This window comes from Microbacterium sp. 05N427, assembly GCF_056397105.1.
In genome coordinates, this window is the sequence record NZ_JBFTMT010000004.1 from 62,483 (window position 1) to 82,246 (window position 19,764).

A 19,764-nucleotide genomic window follows, 5' to 3' on the forward strand; every position below is an offset into this window, starting at 1 on the left:
GGTTGCTCTTTACCAGGGCCTATCTTAGCGGAGTCACTCAGGCGCCTACGACCTCGACGCCCCGCTCCCGGGCCGCGTCGGCAAGTCGCTTGTCGAACGTCGCCAATGTGGCATCCAGCTCGATCGCGGTCGCGAGCACGTAGACGTGAGGAAGCTTGAGCCTGGTTTCCGCGCGGACCCGTGCGACACGGATCGGCTCGTCCATCAAGGGCGCGTAGCGCTCCACGCCCAGCCGGAGGTAGGCGTCGAGCCCGTCTTTTCACGTCCTTCACGAACCGGAGCCACGAGGGTCTCCGCGAGAGTGACCGGATGAATCGTCAACTCCTCCTCTGTGTCAAGAAGGTCAAAGGCGGTCAGCGTGTGCGCATCGGGACGCCCCCAATATGAGATCATCACGTTCGCATCGAGCACGATCACTCGGGCCAGTCCTTCCGCAGCTCTTCGAGATACCCCGGCGGATACACATCGCTGAACATTCCCCGGGTCTCTTCGAGCACCTTGCGCCGCTCGGCTCGCCGAGCGGCCCGCTTGGCGGCAATCGTCTCCGTCCCTGCCTCCGCCAGACGCGCGACGAGTTCGGACCGGGACGCGCCCGGCCACTCCTTCGCCGCCAGTTCGAGCCCCGCGGCGAGCTCTGGCGTCTGCGTGACCTGGATCCGCGGAAGTGTGGTGGCCATAGCGTCAGTGCACCGCCTGATCGAACAGTGGTACAGGTCAACGGCGGGGCCGGCAGCCGGATCGAATGACAGGCGTCCTGAGATACAGTGAACGGGCAACCGGTGCTCCCTCTCGACGAAGAGAAAGGCGAAGCCATGCACGTCACCTCGACCCTCGGCGGTGCGGTCGTGAGCGGTTACCTCGACGAGGCGACCAGCGATCACCTGCCGGGCGACGCGGTGGTCGTCCGTCCCGGGGAGGATCCCTACCGCGCCCGTTCCTCCTCCTGGGCGCTCGGCCGCCTGCTCGGCTGCGATATCAGGGATGAGAACTCGGTCAGCGTCCGTCCGCTGTCCTTCGCGACCGCGTTCGATGCGCACTTCCTCGGCATCCTCCTCGAGGGATCCGGCACGTTCGCCCAGAACCGGTCCGAGATCACCCTGGGCCCTGGCAGCATGGTGCTCTACTCCCGTTCCGCCCCGTTCTTCCTCGACCTCATCGGCCCGTATCGCTATCTCGTCCTGGCGGTTGACGTCGATGCCCTGGGCGCGAGCGATCGGGAACTGGCCGCGGTCGCGGGATCCGCGGCGCTGTCCGGCACGACGGCGGCCTGCATCCTGACGGGTCTGCTCGCCGGTGTTCCAGAGCGCTGGGGAACCCTGCCCGCCCCGCTACGGCTCGAGCTCGCCGATGTCGCCCTGTCGCTGCTGCGGGACTGCATCCGCGAGGCGCGGGGTGAGCGGCCCGCGCTCCGTTCCTCCGAGGAGACAGTCCATGAGCAGGTCGTGGAGTGGATCGAGACGCACCTCCGAGACCCCGACCTCACGCCGGCGAGGATCGCCGCGGCGAACCACATCTCGGTCAGCTACCTGCACCGCGTCTTCCGCCGCACCGGCGCCACGGTCGGGGAGCACGTCCTTGCGCGGCGTGTCGAGGGTGTCCGCAGAGAGCTGCTGACGGCCAGGGACGAGTCGCTCGCGGCAGTGGGGCGCCGCTGGGGCTTCCGTGATCCGTCGCGGCTCAGCAAGGTCGTCCGTCAGCGTTTCGGGCAGAGCCCGCGGGAGCTGCGCGCGGCGGAGGACGCGGTCAGCTGAGCACGAGCAGGCGCCGAAGTTCCTCGAGCACCCCGTCTTCGACCTTGCGGTCCAGGACGACCCTCCCCGCCTCCATCACGAGCACCCGATCGCACGACGCCGTCACGAGATCGGGGTTCTGATCCACGAACAGCACGCCGACGCCCGAGTCGGCGACCGCGCGGAGCGCCGAGAACGTGCGCGTCACCATCGACGGCTGGAGTCCGTGGGTCAACTCGTCGATGCATACGAGTGCCGAACCGGCGAGGATCGCGCGGGCGATCCCGAGCTGCTGCTGCTGGCCTCCGGACAGTGTTCCCGCCGCCTGCGCCGCCCGCTCTCCGAGCATCGGATAGACCTCGAGCGGATCGACCGCCGGCCGGTACCCGCGCCGGGCGAGCCGAAGGTTCTCTGCGACGGTCAACGACGGGAACACACCGCGATCCTCGGGGAGGAAGGCGACGCCGGCGGCGGCCGACCGATCCGGGCTGCGCGCCGCGAGTGTCCGACCACCCACCTCGACCGACCCGCCGAGGCGGTCCACTGTCCCGAAGAGCGCGCCGAGAAGGGTCGACTTCCCCATCCCGTTCCTGCCCAGCAGTCCCACGATCTCGCCTGCGCCGACCACGAGGTCGACGCCGTCGACGATCCGGACGCCGTCGTATCCGCCGGCGATCCCCCGCGCGTGAAGCACCATCTCAGCTCCCCAGGTAGGCGTGGCGCACGGCGTCGTGCGCCACGATCTCGTCCATGGTCCCCGACGCGATGATCGAGCCGTTCGACAGGACCACGACACGGTCGGCGATCTCCCGCACGATCTCCATGTCGTGCTCGACGACGACCATGCCGCATCCGGTGTCCTCCACGACCCGACGCAGGCGTCGCGCAAGCGTGCGTGCGTCGGCGTGCGACAGCCCTGCGGCTGGTTCGTCGAGCAGCACGAGATCGGAGGGACCCCGCAGCACCATGTCGAGTTCGAGGTGACGCCGCTCAGCCATCGACAGCTCGCCGGCGAGACGAGTGTCGGCGCGAGCCAGGTCGGCCGATCCCCCGCTGAGAGCGGCGAGCCTGAGGTTGTCCGCGACCGAGAGCGCGGTGAACACGCTCGGCACCTGGAACAGCCGGCCGATGCCGAGCCTGGCACGACGGTCGACGCCGTAGCGGGTGACGTCCTCGCCGCGGAGCAGGATACGGCCCGCCGACGGCCGGAGGAGGCCGGCGATGACCGAGAGCAGGGTGGACTTGCCGGCGCCGTTGGGTCCGATCAAGGCGACGCATTGCCCGCTTCGCACCGTGAGCGAGATGTCCTGCAGCACGTTCGACCTGCCGAAGCGCTGGTCCACCGCCTCGACCTGCAGCAAGGGGGCACCCGCACGCGCCGGTGCGCTCGTGCGTCGCGCAGGACGGGCCGAAGGCACGCGCAGCACTTCCGATCGGCCCAGAAGCAGGCGCCGCATCCCGCCGGCCACACCGCCCGGAGCGAATCGCACCACCAGGATGAAGAGCGCCGCGAGCCCGAAGACGTACCAGCTCTGCCACGTACGGCCGAGCGTCTGTGCCGCCACGGTGAGGAGCACGGCGCCGAGGAACGGCCCGATCAGCGACCCCTTTCCACCGACCGCGAGCCAGGTGAGGACGCTGGTCGACAGCGCCAGCCCGAGCGTCGCAGGAGTGACCAGACCGGCGACGGGCGCGAAGAGCGCCCCCGCCACGGCCGAGACCGCGGCCGAGACCATGAAGGCCGCGGTCTGGGTCCCGCGCACGCTGATGCCGAGATGCTCCGCCCTGGCCGGATTCACGAGCACGGCGAGCTGGAACGCGCCGCGCCGCCCTGCCACGAAGAACCGGAAGGTGAGGCCCACCACGACCACGGTGACGGCGAGCACGAGGTAATACGTCGGGACGAGGTCGAGGGCCGGCGCGAGCATCCCGTTGGATCCGCCCGTCACCTCCGGCGTGGACGTGGCGACGCGCTGCAGGAGCTGGCTGATGCCGAGGGTGAAAAGGATGAAGAGCGGCACCGCGGTTTCGCCCTTCACGGTCAGCGCGACCTGCGCGATCAGCCCGGCGACACCTGTGGCGATCGCGACACCGAGCGCAGCGGCCAGCACCCACGGGATGCCGACGGAGACGCCGATCGTGAGGGCGTAGGCGCCCAGGCCGAAGAAGGCGGCCTGACCCACACTGATGAGTCCGACCCGCCCCCAGGAGAGATCCAGTCCGTAGGTGAAGAGCCCGTAGACGAGCCCCAGTGCGATCACGCTCAGCGCATACGGGGCGAGGCCGAACGGGAGGAGCGCGAGCAGGGCGACCACGACGGCCAGGATCGCACCGGGGCGCCGGACGAGACCGCCGATCCCCCGGCGGGCCGACGCGGTCACTTGCAGGTCGTCTCGGTGTCGGCGACCATGCCGTGCTCCTTCGTGACCGGGTAGGCGCCGCCGGCTCCGATGGTCACCGTCGACATGGTGGCCTGCAAGATGTTCGCGGGTCCTGCGAAGTGCGTCCCCTTCCCGAGCGCCGAATCGAAGCGGAACCCGGCGATCGCCTTGTTCAGGTCGGCGGGCGCGGTCACCTTGGCACCGTTCGCCGCCGCGGCGATGAATCGGATCGCGAAGTAGGCGTTCGCGGCGACCTCCGGGATGGGCGCCTGGGATCCCGTCTTCTTGCGGTAGGCGGAGACGAAGGCCTTGCTCTCGTCATCGACGAAGCCGTCGCTCCAGCGCACCGCGTGCTCGCGGCCCGTGACCTGATCCGCCACCGCCGGGTAGTAGTCCGCGTCGAGCGGGGCGCCCTCGTAGCCCAGAGTGGGCGTCAGGAGCCCGAAGGCCTGCGCCTGCTTGGTGAACACGATCGCATCCGCGCCGACGACCATCGACAGCACGAGGTCCGGCGCCGCGGCCTTGAGACGCCCGACGGTCGATTCGAAGTCGGTCGTTCCCAGCGGGCTGAACTCCTTCGCGACCACGGTCCCGCCCGCGGCCGTCACGATCTTCTCCGCGCTCGCCGCATAGTCGCGCGGGAAGTTGTAGTCGGAGCCGACGATCGCGACGCGCGTGCCGTACTTCGCGAGCAGATCCGGAATGATCGGGGTGAGCAGCTGACGGGTCGACTCGCCGAAGCCCCAGTAGTAGCGCGAACAGACCGAGGGGTCGCCGAGAATCGACGTCGCGAAGGGGATCTTGGCGGAGTCCGAGACAGCTGCGACGGCCGCGGCCGTGTCACCCGTGATCGTGCCGAACAGCAGCGAGACGTCTCCGGCCTGCACGTACTTCTTCGCCAACTGTGTCGACGTCGCCGGGTCCGAGGAGTCATCCTCGACCGTGTACTCGATCGGCATGCCGTTGACCCCGCCCTCGGCGTTGATCCTCTCGACGCCGATCTCGAAGCCCGCTTTGAGAGCGAGCCCGGCAGAGGAGATGTTGCCTGTCGCCGGCACGATGACGCCGACTTTCAGAGGGCCGGTGGCGTCGCTCTGCGGGGCTCCGCCGGCGATACTGCTTCCGCAGCTCGTCAGGACCAGGGCACCTGCCGCAACGAGCGCCCCGAGGGCGAGCCGGCTGCGATGCGTCATGCGACGCGACCGCGGGGAAGGAATCGGGTGGACCATGTCAGGAGCCTCCTGGTTGTCGAGGTGGAACGGACGGCGACGGCGACGAGCACGACGACGTAGAAGAGCGCGTCCGCGGCGGTGTCGGCGAAGAAGCGACGCAGCACGACCTGCAACGCGACGACGAAGAGCCCAGCGATGACGGTTCCCGAGAACGAGCCCGGCCTGGCGAGCAGGAGGACCACGAACGCGGGGATGAGGATCGTGAACCCCATCGACGGGTTGACGCCGAGCAGGGGGCTGTAGAGCCCTCCCGCGAGGACGGCGAGGAGCCCCGCCACCACGAAGGTGAGCGTCCTGGTGCGCGCCGGCGGAGTGCCCAGCAGCGCCGCCATCGTGGGGTTGTCGGCCACGGCGCGCAGCCGGAGCCCTGCCTGTGTCCGGTACGCGATGACGAGGACGATCGCGACCGCGACGGCTCCCCCGAGGCCGGCGAGCAGCCGGAAGGACGGGTACGGGACCCCGAGGATGGTGACGACCCCGTCGAACGGGGGCGGGACGGCCCGCGCCGTCGCACCCCAGACGAGCTCGCACACCTGGCGCAGCACCATCCCGATGCCCCAGGTGACCAGCAGCGAGGCCAGCGGCGATCCGACGAGCCGGCTCAGCAGACCGCGTTCGATCAGATACAGGAGCGGCACCGAGACGATGAGGCCGATCAGGATCCCCAGCCAGAACGGCAGCCCCGCGGTCGCGACCATCGTGAACGCGCCGATCGTCGCGAAGTCGCCGACCGCAAGATTCACGATCCGGCTCACCCCGAAAACGAGGGAGAGTGAAAGCGCGAGCAGCGCGACCAGGCCCAGCTGACTGAAGAGCGAGAGGAGGAGCTCGATCATCGGCTCAGTCCTCGAATCCGGCGGGATGGCGGTGCGCCCACGGGGCCGCCTCCTCGAGCGCTGCGGCGAGCCGCAGCAGGACGTCTTCGCGCCAAGGGCCGGCGACCAGTTGCGCACCGATCGGCAGCCCATCCGCCGCGACGTGCATCGGCAGCGAGACGGCGGGCAGGCCGGCGAGGTTGACCCAGCTCGTGAAGCTCACCATCCGTCCCTCGCGGAACCGGGACAGATCGGGCTGCTCGTTCGCCTCGGCGACCAGCTCGCCCGCCGGCACGGGGACGGTCGCCATGGTCGGCGTGAGCAGCACGTCGAAGTCCCGCCCGAACTGCGACACGATGTCGTAGGTCTCTGCCTGGATGAGCATCGCGCTCTGCACGTAGTCGACCGCGCTGGCACGGCCTGCGCGGGCCATCCGGTGTCGCAGATACGGCTCCGCAAGCTCGGGCCAGAGGTAGGGCATCGCGGCGACGGACGCGTCCATGATGTGGGTGACGTATCCGAGCACCGCGCGCTCGCTGTAGAACCTCGGCGCCACCGGTGTCACGACGTGCCCCATGGCCTCCAGGAGAGCCGCAGTGCTCGTCGCCGCCCTCACGCACTCGTCATCGACGGGGAGGCCGGTGGGCGCCTCCAGGAGCAGGCCGATCCGCAGCGGCTCCTGCGGCCGCCCGACTTCCGTGGCGAAGGGGCGCTCGGGGCGCGGGGCGTTGTACATCACGAACGGATCCGGTCCGCTGATCGCGTCCAGGATCGTGGCCGCATCGGCGACCGTGCGGGCCTCCGCACCCTCCGTCGCCGCGTGCTCCCATCCCGCGACCGCGGAGGGCACTCGCCCCCGCGAGGGCTTGAGCCCGACGAGACCGTTGCTCGACGCGGGCATCCTGATCGAGCCGCCGCCGTCGGAGGCGTGGGTGAAGGGCGCGAGGCCCGCGGCCAGTGCCGCCCCTGCACCGCCACTGGATCCAGCCGGCGAGCGACTGAGGTCCCACGGATTCCGTGCCACGCCGAAACGCGACGTCTCGGTCACGCTCATCGTTCCCGCTTCGGGGGCGTGACTGCGTCCGAGCAGCACGCATCCCGCACGGCGGAGCGCCCCGACGATGAGGTCGTCCTGCGTCTGCATCGCGGTGTTGGTTCCGAGCGAACCGTAGAAGCAGGGCTGTCCTGCGGCGGCCGTGAGGTCCTTGATGGGCACCGGGATGCCGTGCAGCGGCCCCAGCGGCTCTCCCGCACGCACTGCGCGCTCGGACTGCCTGGCCTCGGCCAAGGTCGCGTCGGGGTCGATCCAGACGATCGCGTTGATCGCAGGGTTCAGCCGGTCGATCCGGTCGAGGTAGAGCTCGGCGATCTCGACCGGGCTGACCGCACCGGTTTTGATCTCGTGGGCGATCTCGGTCGCGGAACTGAAGGCGGTGACCATCGGGATTCTCTCCGTCCGGGCGGGCCTCGTCGCCCGCCGGATCCCCATGCTAGGGAGGGCGCGACGCGCGGAATGGTCCCCGAGTGGACAGAAGCGGTCCCCGAGTGGACAGGTGCGCGGGACGCCGCGCGATCGCGGTCGCCGAGCATCGTTCCCGACCGCGAGAGACGCGAAGGAGCCGCCCTCCCTGTGAGGAGGACGGCTCCGGAAAAGCGATGTCGGAGGGGCTCAGACCCCGAGCCGCAGAGCGTCGTCGGTGACGGGATCGATCTGCGTGGCCCGGATCGGATGACCGCTCGTGGACAGGCAGCGTCCCGTCTTCAGATCCCACTTCCAGTCGTGCATGCTGCAGGTGAGCACGCCCTCCTCGTCGACGGACCCGGTGCGGGTCAGGTCGGCGCGCAGGTGGGGGCAGCGCCGCTGCACGATCCAGTCGCCCACCTCGGCGTCCTCGGTCTGATCGGTCTGCTCCTGATACCAGTTCTCGACGTACTCGATCCGATCGACGGACAGGCACTTGAGGAATGTCGTGAGGAACTCGTTGAACTTGCCGCTGCGCCCGACGGAGAACTGCATGGACAGGAAGATCGAGTTCGACCAGTCGATCTCGTGGTCGGCGATGTTCGTCGAGACGAGGTCGGCGGGGATCGTGTACCAGTAGATGCACTCCTCCCCCGCGTACTCGCGCACCTTGGCCTTCGGGAAGTCGACCACCATGTCCAGCTCGCCGATGCGGAACCGGACGTTGCCGCCCACGCCGAGCCGGATCGTGCGGGACTTCTTGAGCAGCGGCTCCCACCACTCCTTGATCGCCGCGAGCATCTCCGCGGGAGGAAGGACCGGCGAGCGACGGGCCTCCTCGTCGCGGATCTCCTGCTGCCGGGTCGCGCGCTGCTCCTCGAGGTAGTCCCACTTCTCGTCGAAGATGTGGCGCAGCTCGTCCTCGGAGTAGAGGGTCTGCTCGATCGAGGAGATCTCCCGGTCCTCGAGGGTCACCACGGTGCCGGGCACGAACAGGTGCCCGTCGTACTGCGGGGCGAGCTCGTTCAGGTGCGCGAGGAACTGCTTCTGGTCCGTGAAGATCGACTCGCCGTCGCGGCCGATGCCGTTGAAGTCGAAGAGCTCATCGCGGAGGAACATCGGCGGGCCCGCCATCGGGAAGACGTGCGGTGCATCGACCTTCTCGATGTAGTACATGGCGCGCTTGTTCTGCGCCTCCCGCTTGAGGCGGGCGAAGTTCTGCTTGGCGTCGAGCGGAAGGTCGTAGACCATGGGCCACCAGATCGCACCGGACACCTGGGTGAAATAGGCGTCGGGCTTGCCGAAGGTGAGGAGCTTCTCGAGATCGAGCGGGTGCGAGTCGTTCTGGTTCAGCACCGATCCGGAGCCGTCGTCGACGCTCAGCGAGGAGTCGCCGATCGGGCCGTCGCTGGGGGCGCGCAGCGGCGTGATCATGATCTTCAGCGCACCGCGCTCGATGATCTCGCCGGCCGGTGCGTAGGTGATGTTCTCGTAGCCGAGGGCGCGGAGGTCCTTCTCCAGGTCGTCCGTCGGGTACTCCGGCAGGAGCACCTCGATGTCCTTGCGGATGTAGCGCTCGAGCAGCCGCGGATCGAAGTGGTCGCGGTGCCGGTGCGACACGTAGAGGAAGTCGGCCTCGCGTCCGAGGCGCGCCCAGTCGAGGCCGCGATTGTCGGGGAACGGGAACCAGGATCCGTAGAAGGACGGGCCGAGGACGGGGTCGCAGATGATGTTTCCGCCGACCGTCTCGATGAACATCCCGGCATGCCCGAGTCCCGTGATCCGCATGTTTCTCCTCCTGTGTGGACCTGTCGATCCTACCGGGGCGCTCCCCGACGGGCCTGGAGACGGCCCGTGCATAACCGGATCCGGCGGTCCCGTGGCCGACGCCCATGCCGCTCAGCCGAGCAGTTCCCGGATGTCGTCGGCGGTCAGGGACTGGGCGAAGAGGTCCTCGTCGTCGAGTACGGCCGAGAACAGCCGCGCCTTGCGCTGCTGCAGGGCGAGCACCTTCTCCTCGATCGTGCCCTCGGAGATCATCCGGTAGACGAACACGCGTTTCGTCTGCCCGATCCGGTGCGCGCGATCGGCCGCCTGGGCCTCGGCCGCCGGGTTCCACCACGGGTCCAGGAGGAACACGTAGTCCGCCTCGGTGAGCGTGAGGCCCGTTCCGCCGGCCTTGAGACTGAGCAGGAACGCATCCTGCTCCCCTTCGCGGAACTCCTGTACGACGCGGTCCCGGTCCCTGGTCGATCCGTCCAAGTACGACACGCGCAGTCCTGCGCGGCGGAGCCGTTCTGCCGCGAGCCCCAGGAACGACGTGAACTGGCTGAACACGAGCGCCCTGTGCCCCTCGGCCCTCAGCTCGAGGAGTCGCTCCACCAGCTCCTCGAGCTTGCGGGATGCGATGCCGGCGTCGTCGGGTTCGATCAGCCCCGGTGCCAGGCTCAGCATGCGCAGCATGGTGAGTGAGCGGAACACGATGAACCGCTGCCGGTCGAGGTCGGGCAGCAGCCCCAGGATCTTCTGCCGTTCGCGCTGCAGCACGGTGTCGTAGCGGTGCTGGTGGGCAGGAGCGAGCTCGACGCGCAGCACCTGCTCCTGGCGCTCCGGCAGATCGCGCGCGACGAGCTCCTTGGTGCGGCGGATGAGGAAGGGGCGGATCCGCCGTCGCAGCAGGTCGATGCGGGAACGCCGATAGGGCGCTCCCTCGGCGTTCTCCGGCACCTTGCCCTGCTCGATCGGTTGGATGAAGTCTTCTCGGAACCTCCGCGCAGAGGCGAACAGGCCGGGCGATGTGAGGCTCAGCAGCGCCCACAGCTCTCCCAGGCCGTTCTCCAGCGGCGTGCCGGTCGCAGCGTAGACCGCCTGGACGTCGAGCGCCGCGACGGCCTGATGCTGCTTGGTCGCCGGATTCTTCACGTTCTGCGCCTCGTCGAGCACGACACCCGACCATGGCCGGCGCGCGAACTCGTCCGCGTCCAGGCGCAGCACGGTGTACGAGGTGATCACGAGGTCCGCATCGCCGATGTGAGAACCGAGATCGACGCCGTGCGCGTCACGGGTGCGGCCGGCGACCGCGACGCGGAGCCCTGGTGCGAACCGCTCGGCCTCCCGCCGCCAGACCGGAAGCACCGAGGTGGGTGCCACGACCAGCCACGGCGCGCCGTCGCGGGCGCCCGCCTCGCGCCGGCCCTCCCGCGCGTGAGCGATGAGCGCGAGCAGCTGCAGGGTCTTGCCGAGGCCCATGTCGTCGGCGAGGATCCCGCCGAGGCGGTGCTGCCAGAGTCGTGCGAGACGCGTGAACCCCTCGCGCTGATAGCGTCGCAGCTCCGCCGTGATGGCGGAAGGCACCGGTACCGGATCCACCGCCGGATCGGCTCGGAGGCCTTCGACGGCGGCGCGCCAGGCCCGCGCGGGCTGCGTCTCGTCGGCGAGATCCTCGAAGTCCTCCCACAGCGTCAGATGAGTGCGCGCGATGCGCGGCCCCGCCTCCCACTCGGCGAGCTCCGCCGCCTCGTCCAGGAGCTCCTTGAGCCGGTCGAAGGCGGGGTGGCGCAGCGAGAACCAGGTGTTGTCGACGAGTTTGAGCTTGCCCTGACGGAGGGCGAGTGCCCGGAACAGCGGCTCGAACGGGATCGTACGGCCGTCGATCCGCACCAGGATCCCGAGGTCGAACCAGTCCGGATCGGTGCTCTCCACCGTGCTGACGGTGATCGACGGGTCGCCGGTGAGCTCCGCGTAGGTGCGGGGCGTGCCCGTGGTCTCGATGAGGATGCCGCGCGCTTCGAGGGTCGGCACGAGGTGCGAGACGAACTCGGCGGCGTCCGCGTCGCGCAGCGCGCCCGCGAGCAGGAACGGCAGCCCCGTGACCTCGGTCCAGGCCGCGAGCACGGAGGGACGCAGCTGGGCTTCCCCGGCGCCGTCGCGGATCCCGGATTCCAGGGCGCGCTCGTCCAGGGGGAACCGGGCGTACCCCGGGTAGTCCCAGTGCAGCCGATACGCCACGACGTCGTCAGGGCGGAAGTCGACGACGAGAAGGGGCACAGGCTTCGGCGGCGCGGGCAGCGTGACTCCGTGCCCCGCACGCACGGTCGCTCCGCGCATGAGCGTCGGATAGCCGTCCCGGAAGAACGCCTTCCTGTCGACCGGTGCGACGGTCAGCCCGGCCGGCCCCGACAGCAGCACCCGCACGCCATCGGTCAGCGGCACCGGCCCGAGGACGAGATCGATCCTCTTGCCGACGACGCGATGCGCGTAGACGCCGCCGGATCCGACCGCCTGCGTCGCCGAGGCGGGGAACGGCTCCCCCACGGCGTCGGCCGAGGCGGAGAGGCGGAGCCCGCCGTCCCCGTCCGCCGAGATGTCCACGACGATCCGCAGCTCGTCCGACCACTGCAGGCGGGTGCTGCGCTCGGTCGCCACCAGGGCGATCCCGGCCGCGGATGCCGACTGCAGATGCGGCCACAGCAGCGGGGACGCGACGGGGTCCAGCAGCAGCCAGTCCCCCGCGGTGCCGGACAGGAGCGAGTCGCGGGAGATGCTCAGCAGATCGGCGAACCAGCGGGAGTGCTCCGCGACGTAGCGCGTACCGGGACGACGGACAGCGTCCCAATCGGCATCGGACTGCACCCAGGCGGATCCGGCGTCGTTGCGCCGCAGCGGACGGACGGCGAGGAACAGCTCGCCCGGATCCTTGACCAGATCCCGCGCGGTGGCGGTGCGCAGCGGTCGCGACGCCCAGTGCCTCGCATCGGCGCGGTCACGGCGGCGCAGCTCGACCCCGAGGGCCAGCGGCGCCCCGCTCGCCCGGGTGGAGGGCAGCAGCACGCGCCAGTCGTCGGCATCAGCGGAGGTCATGATGATCCATCCTCATGCAGGCCACGGACACCACCGGCCGTGTTTCGGGGCGCACAGCAACGTTTTGGGGCGCAGGATGCCGGGAAAACCCGGAATCCTGCGCCCCAAAACGGACGAACACGCCCCAAACGGAGATCGTGGCGCGATCGATCAGGCAGAACGCGCGACCCGCGCGAGCACGCCGTGAACGAAGGATCCGGACTCGTCGGTGGAGAACTCCTTCGCGAGTTCCACGGCCTCGTCGATCGCGACGGCCGTCGGCACCTCGTCGTTGCGGAGGATCTCCCACACGCCGATGCGCAGCAGCGCCCGGTCCACGGCCGGCATCCGGTCGAGCTTCCAGTCACGGCTGTGCGTGGTGATCTGCTCGTCGATCTCGTCGCGGTGATCGATGATCCCGTCCACGATCTCGCGCGCATAGAGCCAGGAGGCTTCACGGGCGGGCTCGGCGGAAGCGCGCTTGGCCTCGGCGGCGAGCGTCACCGCAAGGTCATCGCCGCGCACGTCGGCGGAGAAGAGGATGTCGAGGGCGCGCTTGCGCGCCTTGGTCCGGGCGCCCACGCGTTAGTCGTTGATGCGGCCGAGGTAGCCGCCGGTGCGCGTGTCGACCTTGACCTTGGTGCCGGTCTCCAGGAACAGCGGAACCTGGATCTCGTACCCGGTCTCGAGCGTGGCGGGCTTGGTGCCGGCCGACGAGCGGTCGCCCTGCAGGCCGGGCTCGGTGTAGGTGACCTCGAGCACGACGGAGGCGGGCAGCTCGATGTAGAGCGGGTTGCCGTTGTTCAGCGCGATCTGGACCTGCTGGTTCTCCAGCATGAAGTTCTTCGCGTCGCCGACCGTGGCGGCGGCCACGTTGATCTGGTCGTAGTCCTCCTGGTCCATGAAGACGTAGTTGTCGCCGTCCGTGTACAGGTAGGTGAAGTCGCGGCGGTCGACGTTCTCGATGTCGATCTTGGCGCCGGCGTTGTAGGTGCGGTCCACGACCTTGCCGCTGACGACGTTCTTCAGCTTCGTGCGGACGAACGCGCCGCCCTTGCCGGGCTTGACGTGCTGGAACTCGATGACGTTCCAGAGCTGTCCGTCGATGGAGAGGACGACGCCGTTCTTGATGTCTGCGGTCGATGCCATGGGTCTGAGAAGTCCGTTCCTGAGGTTCGCGGCCGAGCGGCCGACGTTCAATCTTACGGGATGCCCGCCGATCGGCCTGTGAGCGCGACCGGAGCGATACCGCAGGTCACCCGTCCGCCTGGCCCTCCAGCAGCAGGATCAGGCGGCGCGTCGCGGTCGCATACCCTTGCACGCCCTCCCCCACGACGTGCACGGCCGCGACGTCGGTGAGGTACGAATGGTGCCGGAACTCCTCGCGCGCGTACACGTCGGAGATGTGGATCTCGGCGAACGGCAGAGCGACGCCGGTGAGCGCGTCGCGCAGCGCGACCGAGGTGTGCGTGTAGGCGCCCGCGTTGATCACGATGCCGCCGCAGTCCTCGCGCGCGTCGTGGATCGCATCGAGGAGCACGCCCTCGTGGTTGCTCTGCACGGCGCGGATCTCGTAGCCGTACGCCGCGGCGGCCTCCGCCGTGATCCGCTCGACGTCGGCGAGCGTCGCGGATCCATAGATCCCCGGTTCGCGCAGACCGAGCAGATTGAGGTTCGGTCCGTTGACGAGGAGCAGGCGGCGCGGCGTGATCACCTGCTCACGGTATCAGCGCGCGTCAGGGACGAGCGGGCGCACCATCACGTACTCGCGCCCGTTGGCGAGCTCGGTGATCTGCCCCGTGCGCGTGAAGCCGCAGCGCTCATAGGCCGCTTGGGCGCGGTGATTGTCCACATGCACCTCGAGCGTCAGCCCGTAGGCGCCCTGTTCGGCGGACCACGTCGCGCACTCGTCCAAGAGCGTCTCGATGGCTCCCGCTCCGCGATGCCCCTCTGCCACGTAGACGCCGACGACGAGTGCGGTGGACTCAGGGCCCTCGAGCCCGGACGGCAGCACCGTGGCGGATCCGAACCACTCGCCGTCCTCGGCGATCGCCACGAACTGCGCGTTGGACCCGCCCTCCGCGGCGTTGGCGGCGCGGTGCTGCCAGAACTCGTCGGGCTGCGCGGAGGCGTTCTCGACGGTGTCGAGGAATGCCAGCGCCGCGACCGGATCCTGCAGGGCGCGCAGACGAAGGTCGCGGACGTCGGCCCATTCCGTGGCACGGACCCGGCGCACCTGGAAGCTCATTCGCCGACCTCCTGATAGGCGGCGAAGAGCAGCGATTCGTCGGGGGCCTGCAGCACGGTCGGCTTGGCGATGCCGTCCAGCACGATGAAGCGCAGCATGCCGCCGCGGCTCTTCTTGTCGCGCTGCATGGTGGACAGCAGGGTCGGCCATGCCCCGGCGCGGTACGAGGTCGGGAGCCCCAGGGACTCCAGGATCGCGCGGTGCCTGTTGGCGTCATCATCGGAGAGCCKCCCCGCGAGACGAGAGAGCTCGGCCGCGAACAGCATGCCCACGGAGATCGCTGCCCCGTGACGCCAGCGGTAGCGCTCGGCGTGCTCGATCGCGTGGCCGAGCGTGTGGCCGTAGTTGAGGATCTCCCGCTGACCGGCCTCGCGGAAGTCCTCGGAGACGACGCTGGCCTTCATACCGATCGCGAGCTCGACCGCGCGCCGGAACTCCGGCGTGAGGGGATCCACGGCACGAGCCGGATCCGCCTCGATGATGTCGAGGATCTCGGGCGCCCAGATGAATCCGGCCTTGACGACCTCGGCGAAGCCGGCGGTCGCCTCGTTCGGCGTCAGGCTGGACAGCTCGTCGAGGTCGCCGATCACCGCGCGCGGTGCCCAGAAGGCGCCGACGAGGTTCTTGCCCTCGTTCGTGTTGATGCCCGTCTTGCCGCCCACGGCGGCGTCGACCAGCCCGAGCACGGTCGTCGGCACCTGGACGATCTGCACACCGCGCAGCCAGGTGGCCGCGACGAAGCCGGCGAGGTCGGTGACGGACCCGCCGCCGTAGCCGACGACCGCGTCGGTGCGGGTGAAGTCGGCCTGCCCCATGATCTGCCAGAGGAACTGCGCGACCTCGATGCGCTTGCCCTGCTCCGCATCCGGGATCTCGGCCAGCAGCACCTCGCGCGGGCCGTTCGCGGTGTCCGCGAGGATCCGGTCGCGAAGCTGCGCAGCGCGATCGGCGAGCGTCGGCGGGTGCACGACGAGCACCTTGCGGACGTTCGGAGCCAGAGCCTGGGAGACGCGATCGAGGATGTTCCGTCCCACGTTGATGTCGTAGGGGGTGCTCCCCGTCACCGTGATCGTCGTGACCCCGTCGTTCTGCTCCGTGCTCATGCTCGTCCTCTCATCCATTCCACGACCTGCTCCGCCACGCGCGACATCGGCACCCGGGAGGTGTCGAAGTGCGTGTCGGCGACTTCTTGGTACAGCGCCCGCCGTTCGGCGTAGATCCTGGTCCAGCGCTGGACCGGATCCTCCTCGCCGTGCAGCAGAGGGCGTCCCTCGCCGGCGATCCGCGCCGCCACCGCCTCCGCCGACACGGTGAGCAGCACGACCGGCACGGAGCGAAGCAGGGCCCTGGTCTCCGGGGCGAGCACTGCTCCCCCGCCCAGCGAGATCACACCGCCGGCCGCGATCGCCGCGGCGACCGCCTCGCGCTCCCATGCTCGGAACTGCGCCTCGCCGTGCTCCGCGAAGATCGCGGGGATCGGTCCATGCGCCTGCACGATGGTCTTGTCCGTGTCGACGAAACGGAGCCCCGTGGCCTTCGCGACCCTTCGGCCGATGCTGGTCTTGCCGGCCCCCATGGGACCCACGAGGACCAGCAGTTCCGGCGCGTACGCCTCAGCCGAGCTCATCGTGCAGGATCAGCGCCGCCTCGGAGGCCGGCGTCGTGCGCAGCTCCTCCGGGATCGCAGCGAGGTACGCCTCGAGATTGCGCCGGGTCTCCGCGACGTTGTCGCCGCCGAACTTCTCCAGCACCGAGTTCGCGAGCTCGATCGCGACCATCGCCTCGGCGACGACGCCCGCGGCGGGCACCGCACAGACGTCGGAGCGCTGGTGGTGCGCGGTGGCCTGCTCGCCCGATGTGATGTCGACCGTGCGCAGCGCGTGCGGGATGGTGGCGATCGGCTTCATACCGGCGCGCACGCGCAGCACTGTTCCGGTGGACATGCCGCCCTCGGTGCCTCCGGCACGGTCGGAGCCGCGGCTGATGCCGTCCTCCGTCGCGAACAGTTCGTCGTGAGCGGCGGATCCGCGCCGGCGGGTGGTCTCGAATCCGTCGCCCACCTCGACGCCCTTGATCGCCTGGATGCCCATAAGCGCGTAGGCGAGCCGTGCGTCCAGCCGGCGGTCCCAGTGCACATGCGAGCCGAGCCCCGGCGGCAGGCCGTAGGCCAGCACCTCGACGATGCCGCCGAGCGTGTCGCCGTCCTTGCGGGCGTCGTCGACCTCGTCGACCATGCGCGCCGAAGTCGCGGGGTCGAAGCAGCGCAGCGGATCCGCGTCCAGCGCCTCGACGTCGTCCGGCGTCGGCAGGGCGGATCCCTCCGGCACCTGGACCGGTCCGATCGACAGGGTGTGACTGACCAGACGGATGCCGAGCTCACCCAAGAAGGCGCGGGCCACGGCGCCGAGGGCGACACGGGCGGCCGTCTCCCGAGCGCTCGCGCGCTCCAGGATCGGACGGGCCTCGTCGAAACCGTACTTCTGCATGCCGACGAGGTCGGCGTGGCCGGGACGAGGGCGGGTCAGCGCCGCGCTGCGCCCGCGGGACTTGTCGGTGAGTTCGACGGGGTCTGCGCTCATCACCTCGACCCACTTGGGCCACTCGGTGTTGCCGATCCGCATCGCGATCGGGCTGCCGAGCGAGAAGCCGTGGCGCACTCCGCCGGAGATCGAGAGCTCGTCCTGCTCGAACTTCATCCTCGACCCGCGCCCGTAGCCGAGCTTGCGGCGCTGCAGGTCGGACTGGATCGCCTCACGCGACAGCGGAACGCCTGCGGGCAGACCCTCCATGACGGCAATGAGTTCGGGGCCGTGCGATTCGCCGGCCGTGAGCACGCGGAGCATTCTCCTAGTCTCCCATGCGTTCAGAGCACGGCCGCCCGCATGACTGCGAGCACGGCGGCCTCGTCGGGAAGCTCCTGCTCGGGGTTCCCGTGCAGGAAGATGCGGATCTGCCGTACCGCCTGGTGCAGGAGCATCTCGAGTCCGCTCAGGACAGGGGCATCGGTCCACGCTCGGACGAGCGGAGTGGGCCAGGGCGCGTAGGCGGCGGAGAACAGCGCACCGCCCCGGCGCGCGAGCGCCGTCATGACGACATCAGGCAGCACGGCGGTGCCGGGCAGGGTCGAGATCGTCAGATCGACGCTCGTCGGCACCGCCTCGGATCCGAGCTCCGCGGTCGTCGCGCGTAGTCCGATCCGCTCCGCGAATCCAGCCAGCTCTGCCGCCTGCTCGGCGCGACGCGTCCTGAGCTCGACCGTGCCGACGCCGAGGCGCAGGAGCGACACCAGGGCAGACCGGGCCGTCGCCCCTCCGCCGAGCACGCGCGCCGAGTGCGCCCCGCTCAGGCCGCCCGCCAGGAGCGCGGACGTGAGACCACCGACGTCGGTGTTGAACCCGCGGATCTCCTCGCCCAGCAGCAGCGTGTTCACGGCGCCGGTGAGGAGCGCGTCGTCATCGAGCAGGTCGGCGCGCGCGTGGGCGCGCTCCTTCAACGGCATCGTGAGCGAGAGCCCGCGCCAGGTGTCGTCGAGTCCGTTCAGCGCCGCGTCGAATCCGGCCTCGTCGACGCGGCGGCGGCCGTACTCCCAGTCCACCCCGAGCAACCGGTACGCGGCTCGGTGCAGGTCCGGCGAACGGCTGTGGTCGATCGGGTCGCCCCAGACCGCGAGGCGCGACGCAGCAGGGCCGATGACAGGCACGTCAGCAGCCCGAACTCGGATTCGCCTTGCACCAGTCCTGCCACTGCTTCACAGCGGCCTCATGCTCGGCGTAGGTCGTCGAGAACACCGTCTCGCCCGTGTCGAGGTTGACCGTCACGAAGTACAGCCAGGGTCCGGCGGTCGGATGCATGGCGGCATCGATCGCCTTGTCTCCCGGGTTCGCGATCGGGGTCTTCGGGAGCCCGTCGATCACGTAGGTGTTCCACGGGTTGTCGTCGGTCTGCGCCGCGTCCGAGGTGCTGGCAGACCCGCTGTGGAGTTCGCCGTAGCCGTACTGCGCCGTCGAGTCCATCTGGAGCTTCATGCCCTGATCCAGACGGTTCTGGATCACGCGGGAGACCTTATAGAAGTCGCCTTCCGCACGCGCCTCGCGCTGGATGATGGACGCGATCGTGAGCACGCGCTGCTCGTCCGCGGACGGCACGGCGGCGGCGCTGAGCGAGTCTCTGGTGCGCTGCACCATCGTCGACACCACGTCCTTCGCCGTCGCCCCTGGCTGGAACTCGTAGAGGGCAGGGAACAGCCATCCCTCGAGCGACGGCGCGTTCACGCCGTAGTCCGCCGGGTTCTTCACCGCGGCCTGGAGATCCGCGAGCGGCACGTCCACGCTCTGCGCGATGCGCGAGATGGTCTCGGCGACCGAGAGGCCCTCCGGGAGAATCGCGGAGTTCTGCATCTTGTTCTTCGGGTCGTTGAGCGCCTTGAGCGCGGCAGCGGCCGTCATCTTCAGCTCGAGCTTGTACACGCCGGGGTAGAACGTGTTGGCGATGTTCTCCTTGACCAGCATGTCGTAGAAGACGCTGGAGGTCTTCGTCACGCCGGCGTCGTACAGGGCCCGGGAGATCTGCTGCCCTCCGTCGCCCTTCTTGATGGTCACGAGCGCATTGCCGCTGGCCTGACCCGCCTCGAAGTCCTTGGACGGACCCCAGCCCATGACCTCGCTGATCTTGTCGCCGTAGGTGTTCCAGGCCCACAGGCCGCCTGCCGCGACGCCCGCGACGAGCACGAACACGATGAGCAGCGCGATCAGGCATCCGCGGCGCTTCTTCCGCTTCGGTGCTGTCGGCGGCTCGGTCTCGTGGTGGAACAGCGCCTCGAGCGTCGAGTGGAATCCGTCATGGTGCTCCGCAGGGGCGGCAGAACCCTCGTCGGACGCCGGGGACGGCGTCGTGAGCGACGACGAGGCGGCTTCGCGGACTGCGCGACGCGAGCCAGGGACGGCTGTCTGTTCGACGGGGCGAGGGGACTGCACCTGCGGATCCGGCAGCGCACCGAAAAGGTCGTGCGAGACGGGATCGTTGTCCGGCGTGGCGGCCGACGGGGATCGGTCGGACAT

The 19,764-nt window shown here is 69.6% G+C and carries 19 protein-coding genes; 1 reads left to right on the plus strand and 18 read right to left on the minus strand.

Going from position 1 to position 19,764, the window contains the following annotated elements; all coding sequences use genetic code 11:
- Positions 1 to 37 precede the first annotated feature (37 nt).
- Both AC1DG4_RS05285 and AC1DG4_RS05290 read right to left on the minus strand, forming a co-directional pair.
- Positions 38 to 205, minus strand: coding sequence for a hypothetical protein (locus AC1DG4_RS05285; RefSeq protein ID WP_477381782.1), 168 nt, complete (start codon positions 203 to 205; stop codon positions 38 to 40).
- 208 nt (positions 206 to 413) lie between these two features.
- A complete protein-coding gene (locus AC1DG4_RS05290; RefSeq protein ID WP_477381780.1) occupies positions 414 to 677 on the minus strand; it encodes a hypothetical protein in 264 nt (87 codons plus the stop codon).
- 135 nt (positions 678 to 812) lie between these two features.
- Here AC1DG4_RS05290 and AC1DG4_RS05295 point away from each other — a divergent pair, with 135 nt between their 5' ends.
- Complete coding sequence (locus AC1DG4_RS05295) at positions 813 to 1,751, plus strand: AraC family transcriptional regulator (RefSeq protein WP_477381778.1); 939 nt, start codon at positions 813 to 815, stop codon at positions 1,749 to 1,751.
- On the opposite strand, the gene AC1DG4_RS05300 is transcribed toward AC1DG4_RS05295, so the two are convergent.
- The 16 genes from AC1DG4_RS05300 to mltG form a co-directional block, all read right to left on the minus strand.
- Positions 1,744 to 2,427 (minus strand): ABC transporter ATP-binding protein, encoded by a 684-nt coding sequence (locus AC1DG4_RS05300; protein ID WP_477381777.1) that lies wholly within the window; start codon positions 2,425 to 2,427, stop codon positions 1,744 to 1,746. The two genes, AC1DG4_RS05295 and AC1DG4_RS05300, sit on opposite strands and share 8 nt — an antisense overlap.
- A gap of 1 nt (position 2,428) precedes the next feature.
- On the minus strand, positions 2,429 to 4,111 hold the full coding sequence (locus AC1DG4_RS05305; protein WP_477381775.1) for a branched-chain amino acid ABC transporter ATP-binding protein/permease: 1,683 nt from the start codon (positions 4,109 to 4,111) through the stop codon (positions 2,429 to 2,431).
- Entirely contained in the window at positions 4,108 to 5,304 is a 1,197-nt protein-coding gene (locus tag AC1DG4_RS05310) for an ABC transporter substrate-binding protein (RefSeq protein WP_477420485.1), read from the minus strand. Before AC1DG4_RS05310 ends, AC1DG4_RS05305 begins: the two co-directional genes overlap by 4 nt.
- On the minus strand, positions 5,301 to 6,179 hold the full coding sequence (locus tag AC1DG4_RS05315; RefSeq protein WP_477381771.1) for a branched-chain amino acid ABC transporter permease: 879 nt from the start codon (positions 6,177 to 6,179) through the stop codon (positions 5,301 to 5,303). Before AC1DG4_RS05315 ends, AC1DG4_RS05310 begins: the two co-directional genes overlap by 4 nt.
- Before the next feature lie 4 nt (positions 6,180 to 6,183).
- Positions 6,184 to 7,599, minus strand: a complete 1,416-nt coding sequence (locus AC1DG4_RS05320) for an amidase (protein ID WP_477381769.1) — start codon at positions 7,597 to 7,599, stop codon at positions 6,184 to 6,186.
- 228 nt (positions 7,600 to 7,827) lie between these two features.
- Complete coding sequence (locus tag AC1DG4_RS05325; RefSeq protein ID WP_477381767.1) at positions 7,828 to 9,408, minus strand: Rieske 2Fe-2S domain-containing protein; 1,581 nt, start codon at positions 9,406 to 9,408, stop codon at positions 7,828 to 7,830.
- Positions 9,409 to 9,519: 111 nt separating this feature from the next.
- On the minus strand, positions 9,520 to 12,480 hold the full coding sequence (locus AC1DG4_RS05330; protein WP_477381765.1) for a DEAD/DEAH box helicase: 2,961 nt from the start codon (positions 12,478 to 12,480) through the stop codon (positions 9,520 to 9,522).
- Between the two features lie 150 nt (positions 12,481 to 12,630).
- The gene (nusB, locus tag AC1DG4_RS05335) at positions 12,631 to 13,041 is read right to left on the minus strand and encodes a transcription antitermination factor NusB (RefSeq protein ID WP_477381763.1); all 411 of its coding nucleotides are present in this window, start codon (positions 13,039 to 13,041) and stop codon (positions 12,631 to 12,633) included.
- A gap of 3 nt (positions 13,042 to 13,044) precedes the next feature.
- Positions 13,045 to 13,608 carry an elongation factor P gene (efp, locus tag AC1DG4_RS05340; RefSeq protein ID WP_045273064.1) on the minus strand — a complete coding sequence of 188 codons (564 nt, stop codon included), beginning with the start codon at positions 13,606 to 13,608 and terminating at the stop codon, positions 13,045 to 13,047.
- Positions 13,609 to 13,714: 106 nt separating this feature from the next.
- Entirely contained in the window at positions 13,715 to 14,173 is a 459-nt protein-coding gene (gene aroQ / locus AC1DG4_RS05345) for a type II 3-dehydroquinate dehydratase (protein WP_477381761.1), read from the minus strand.
- A 12-nt stretch (positions 14,174 to 14,185) separates the two neighbouring features.
- Complete coding sequence (locus AC1DG4_RS05350; protein WP_477381759.1) at positions 14,186 to 14,707, minus strand: GNAT family N-acetyltransferase; 522 nt, start codon at positions 14,705 to 14,707, stop codon at positions 14,186 to 14,188.
- Positions 14,704 to 15,810 carry a 3-dehydroquinate synthase gene (aroB, locus tag AC1DG4_RS05355; protein ID WP_477381757.1) on the minus strand — a complete coding sequence of 369 codons (1,107 nt, stop codon included), beginning with the start codon at positions 15,808 to 15,810 and terminating at the stop codon, positions 14,704 to 14,706. The genes AC1DG4_RS05350 and aroB overlap by 4 nt, the downstream gene beginning before the upstream one ends.
- Complete coding sequence (locus tag AC1DG4_RS05360) at positions 15,807 to 16,334, minus strand: shikimate kinase (RefSeq protein ID WP_477381755.1); 528 nt, start codon at positions 16,332 to 16,334, stop codon at positions 15,807 to 15,809. The genes aroB and AC1DG4_RS05360 overlap by 4 nt, the downstream gene beginning before the upstream one ends.
- Positions 16,321 to 17,550 carry a chorismate synthase gene (gene aroC / locus AC1DG4_RS05365; protein ID WP_477381753.1) on the minus strand — a complete coding sequence of 410 codons (1,230 nt, stop codon included), beginning with the start codon at positions 17,548 to 17,550 and terminating at the stop codon, positions 16,321 to 16,323. The genes AC1DG4_RS05360 and aroC overlap by 14 nt, the downstream gene beginning before the upstream one ends.
- 20 nt (positions 17,551 to 17,570) lie before the next feature.
- Positions 17,571 to 18,407, minus strand: a complete 837-nt coding sequence (locus tag AC1DG4_RS05370; RefSeq protein ID WP_477381751.1) for a shikimate dehydrogenase — start codon at positions 18,405 to 18,407, stop codon at positions 17,571 to 17,573.
- A 1-nt stretch (position 18,408) separates the two neighbouring features.
- Positions 18,409 to 19,764 carry an endolytic transglycosylase MltG gene (gene mltG / locus AC1DG4_RS05375; RefSeq protein ID WP_477381749.1) on the minus strand — a complete coding sequence of 452 codons (1,356 nt, stop codon included), beginning with the start codon at positions 19,762 to 19,764 and terminating at the stop codon, positions 18,409 to 18,411.

Coding starts and splice junctions, on each gene's coding strand:
- efp (WP_045273064.1), bottom strand. CDS start 13,608: ATGGCATCGACCGCAGACATCAAGAACGGCGTCGTCCTCTCCATCGAC.
- AC1DG4_RS05325 (WP_477381767.1), bottom strand. CDS start 9,408: ATGCGGATCACGGGACTCGGGCATGCCGGGATGTTCATCGAGACGGTC.
- AC1DG4_RS05295 (WP_477381778.1), top strand. CDS start 813: ATGCACGTCACCTCGACCCTCGGCGGTGCGGTCGTGAGCGGTTACCTC.
- aroC (WP_477381753.1), bottom strand. CDS start 17,550: ATGCTCCGCGTGCTCACGGCCGGCGAATCGCACGGCCCCGAACTCATT.
- AC1DG4_RS05315 (WP_477381771.1), bottom strand. CDS start 6,179: ATGATCGAGCTCCTCCTCTCGCTCTTCAGTCAGCTGGGCCTGGTCGCG.
- AC1DG4_RS05290 (WP_477381780.1), bottom strand. CDS start 677: ATGGCCACCACACTTCCGCGGATCCAGGTCACGCAGACGCCAGAGCTC.
- AC1DG4_RS05350 (WP_477381759.1), bottom strand. CDS start 14,707: ATGAGCTTCCAGGTGCGCCGGGTCCGTGCCACGGAATGGGCCGACGTC.
- AC1DG4_RS05285 (WP_477381782.1), bottom strand. CDS start 205: ATGGACGAGCCGATCCGTGTCGCACGGGTCCGCGCGGAAACCAGGCTC.
- mltG (WP_477381749.1), bottom strand. CDS start 19,764: ATGTCCGACCGATCCCCGTCGGCCGCCACGCCGGACAACGATCCCGTC.
- AC1DG4_RS05310 (WP_477420485.1), bottom strand. CDS start 5,304: ATGACGCATCGCAGCCGGCTCGCCCTCGGGGCGCTCGTTGCGGCAGGT.
- AC1DG4_RS05320 (WP_477381769.1), bottom strand. CDS start 7,599: ATGGTCACCGCCTTCAGTTCCGCGACCGAGATCGCCCACGAGATCAAA.
- AC1DG4_RS05330 (WP_477381765.1), bottom strand. CDS start 12,480: ATGACCTCCGCTGATGCCGACGACTGGCGCGTGCTGCTGCCCTCCACC.
- AC1DG4_RS05300 (WP_477381777.1), bottom strand. CDS start 2,427: ATGGTGCTTCACGCGCGGGGGATCGCCGGCGGATACGACGGCGTCCGG.
- AC1DG4_RS05360 (WP_477381755.1), bottom strand. CDS start 16,334: ATGAGCTCGGCTGAGGCGTACGCGCCGGAACTGCTGGTCCTCGTGGGT.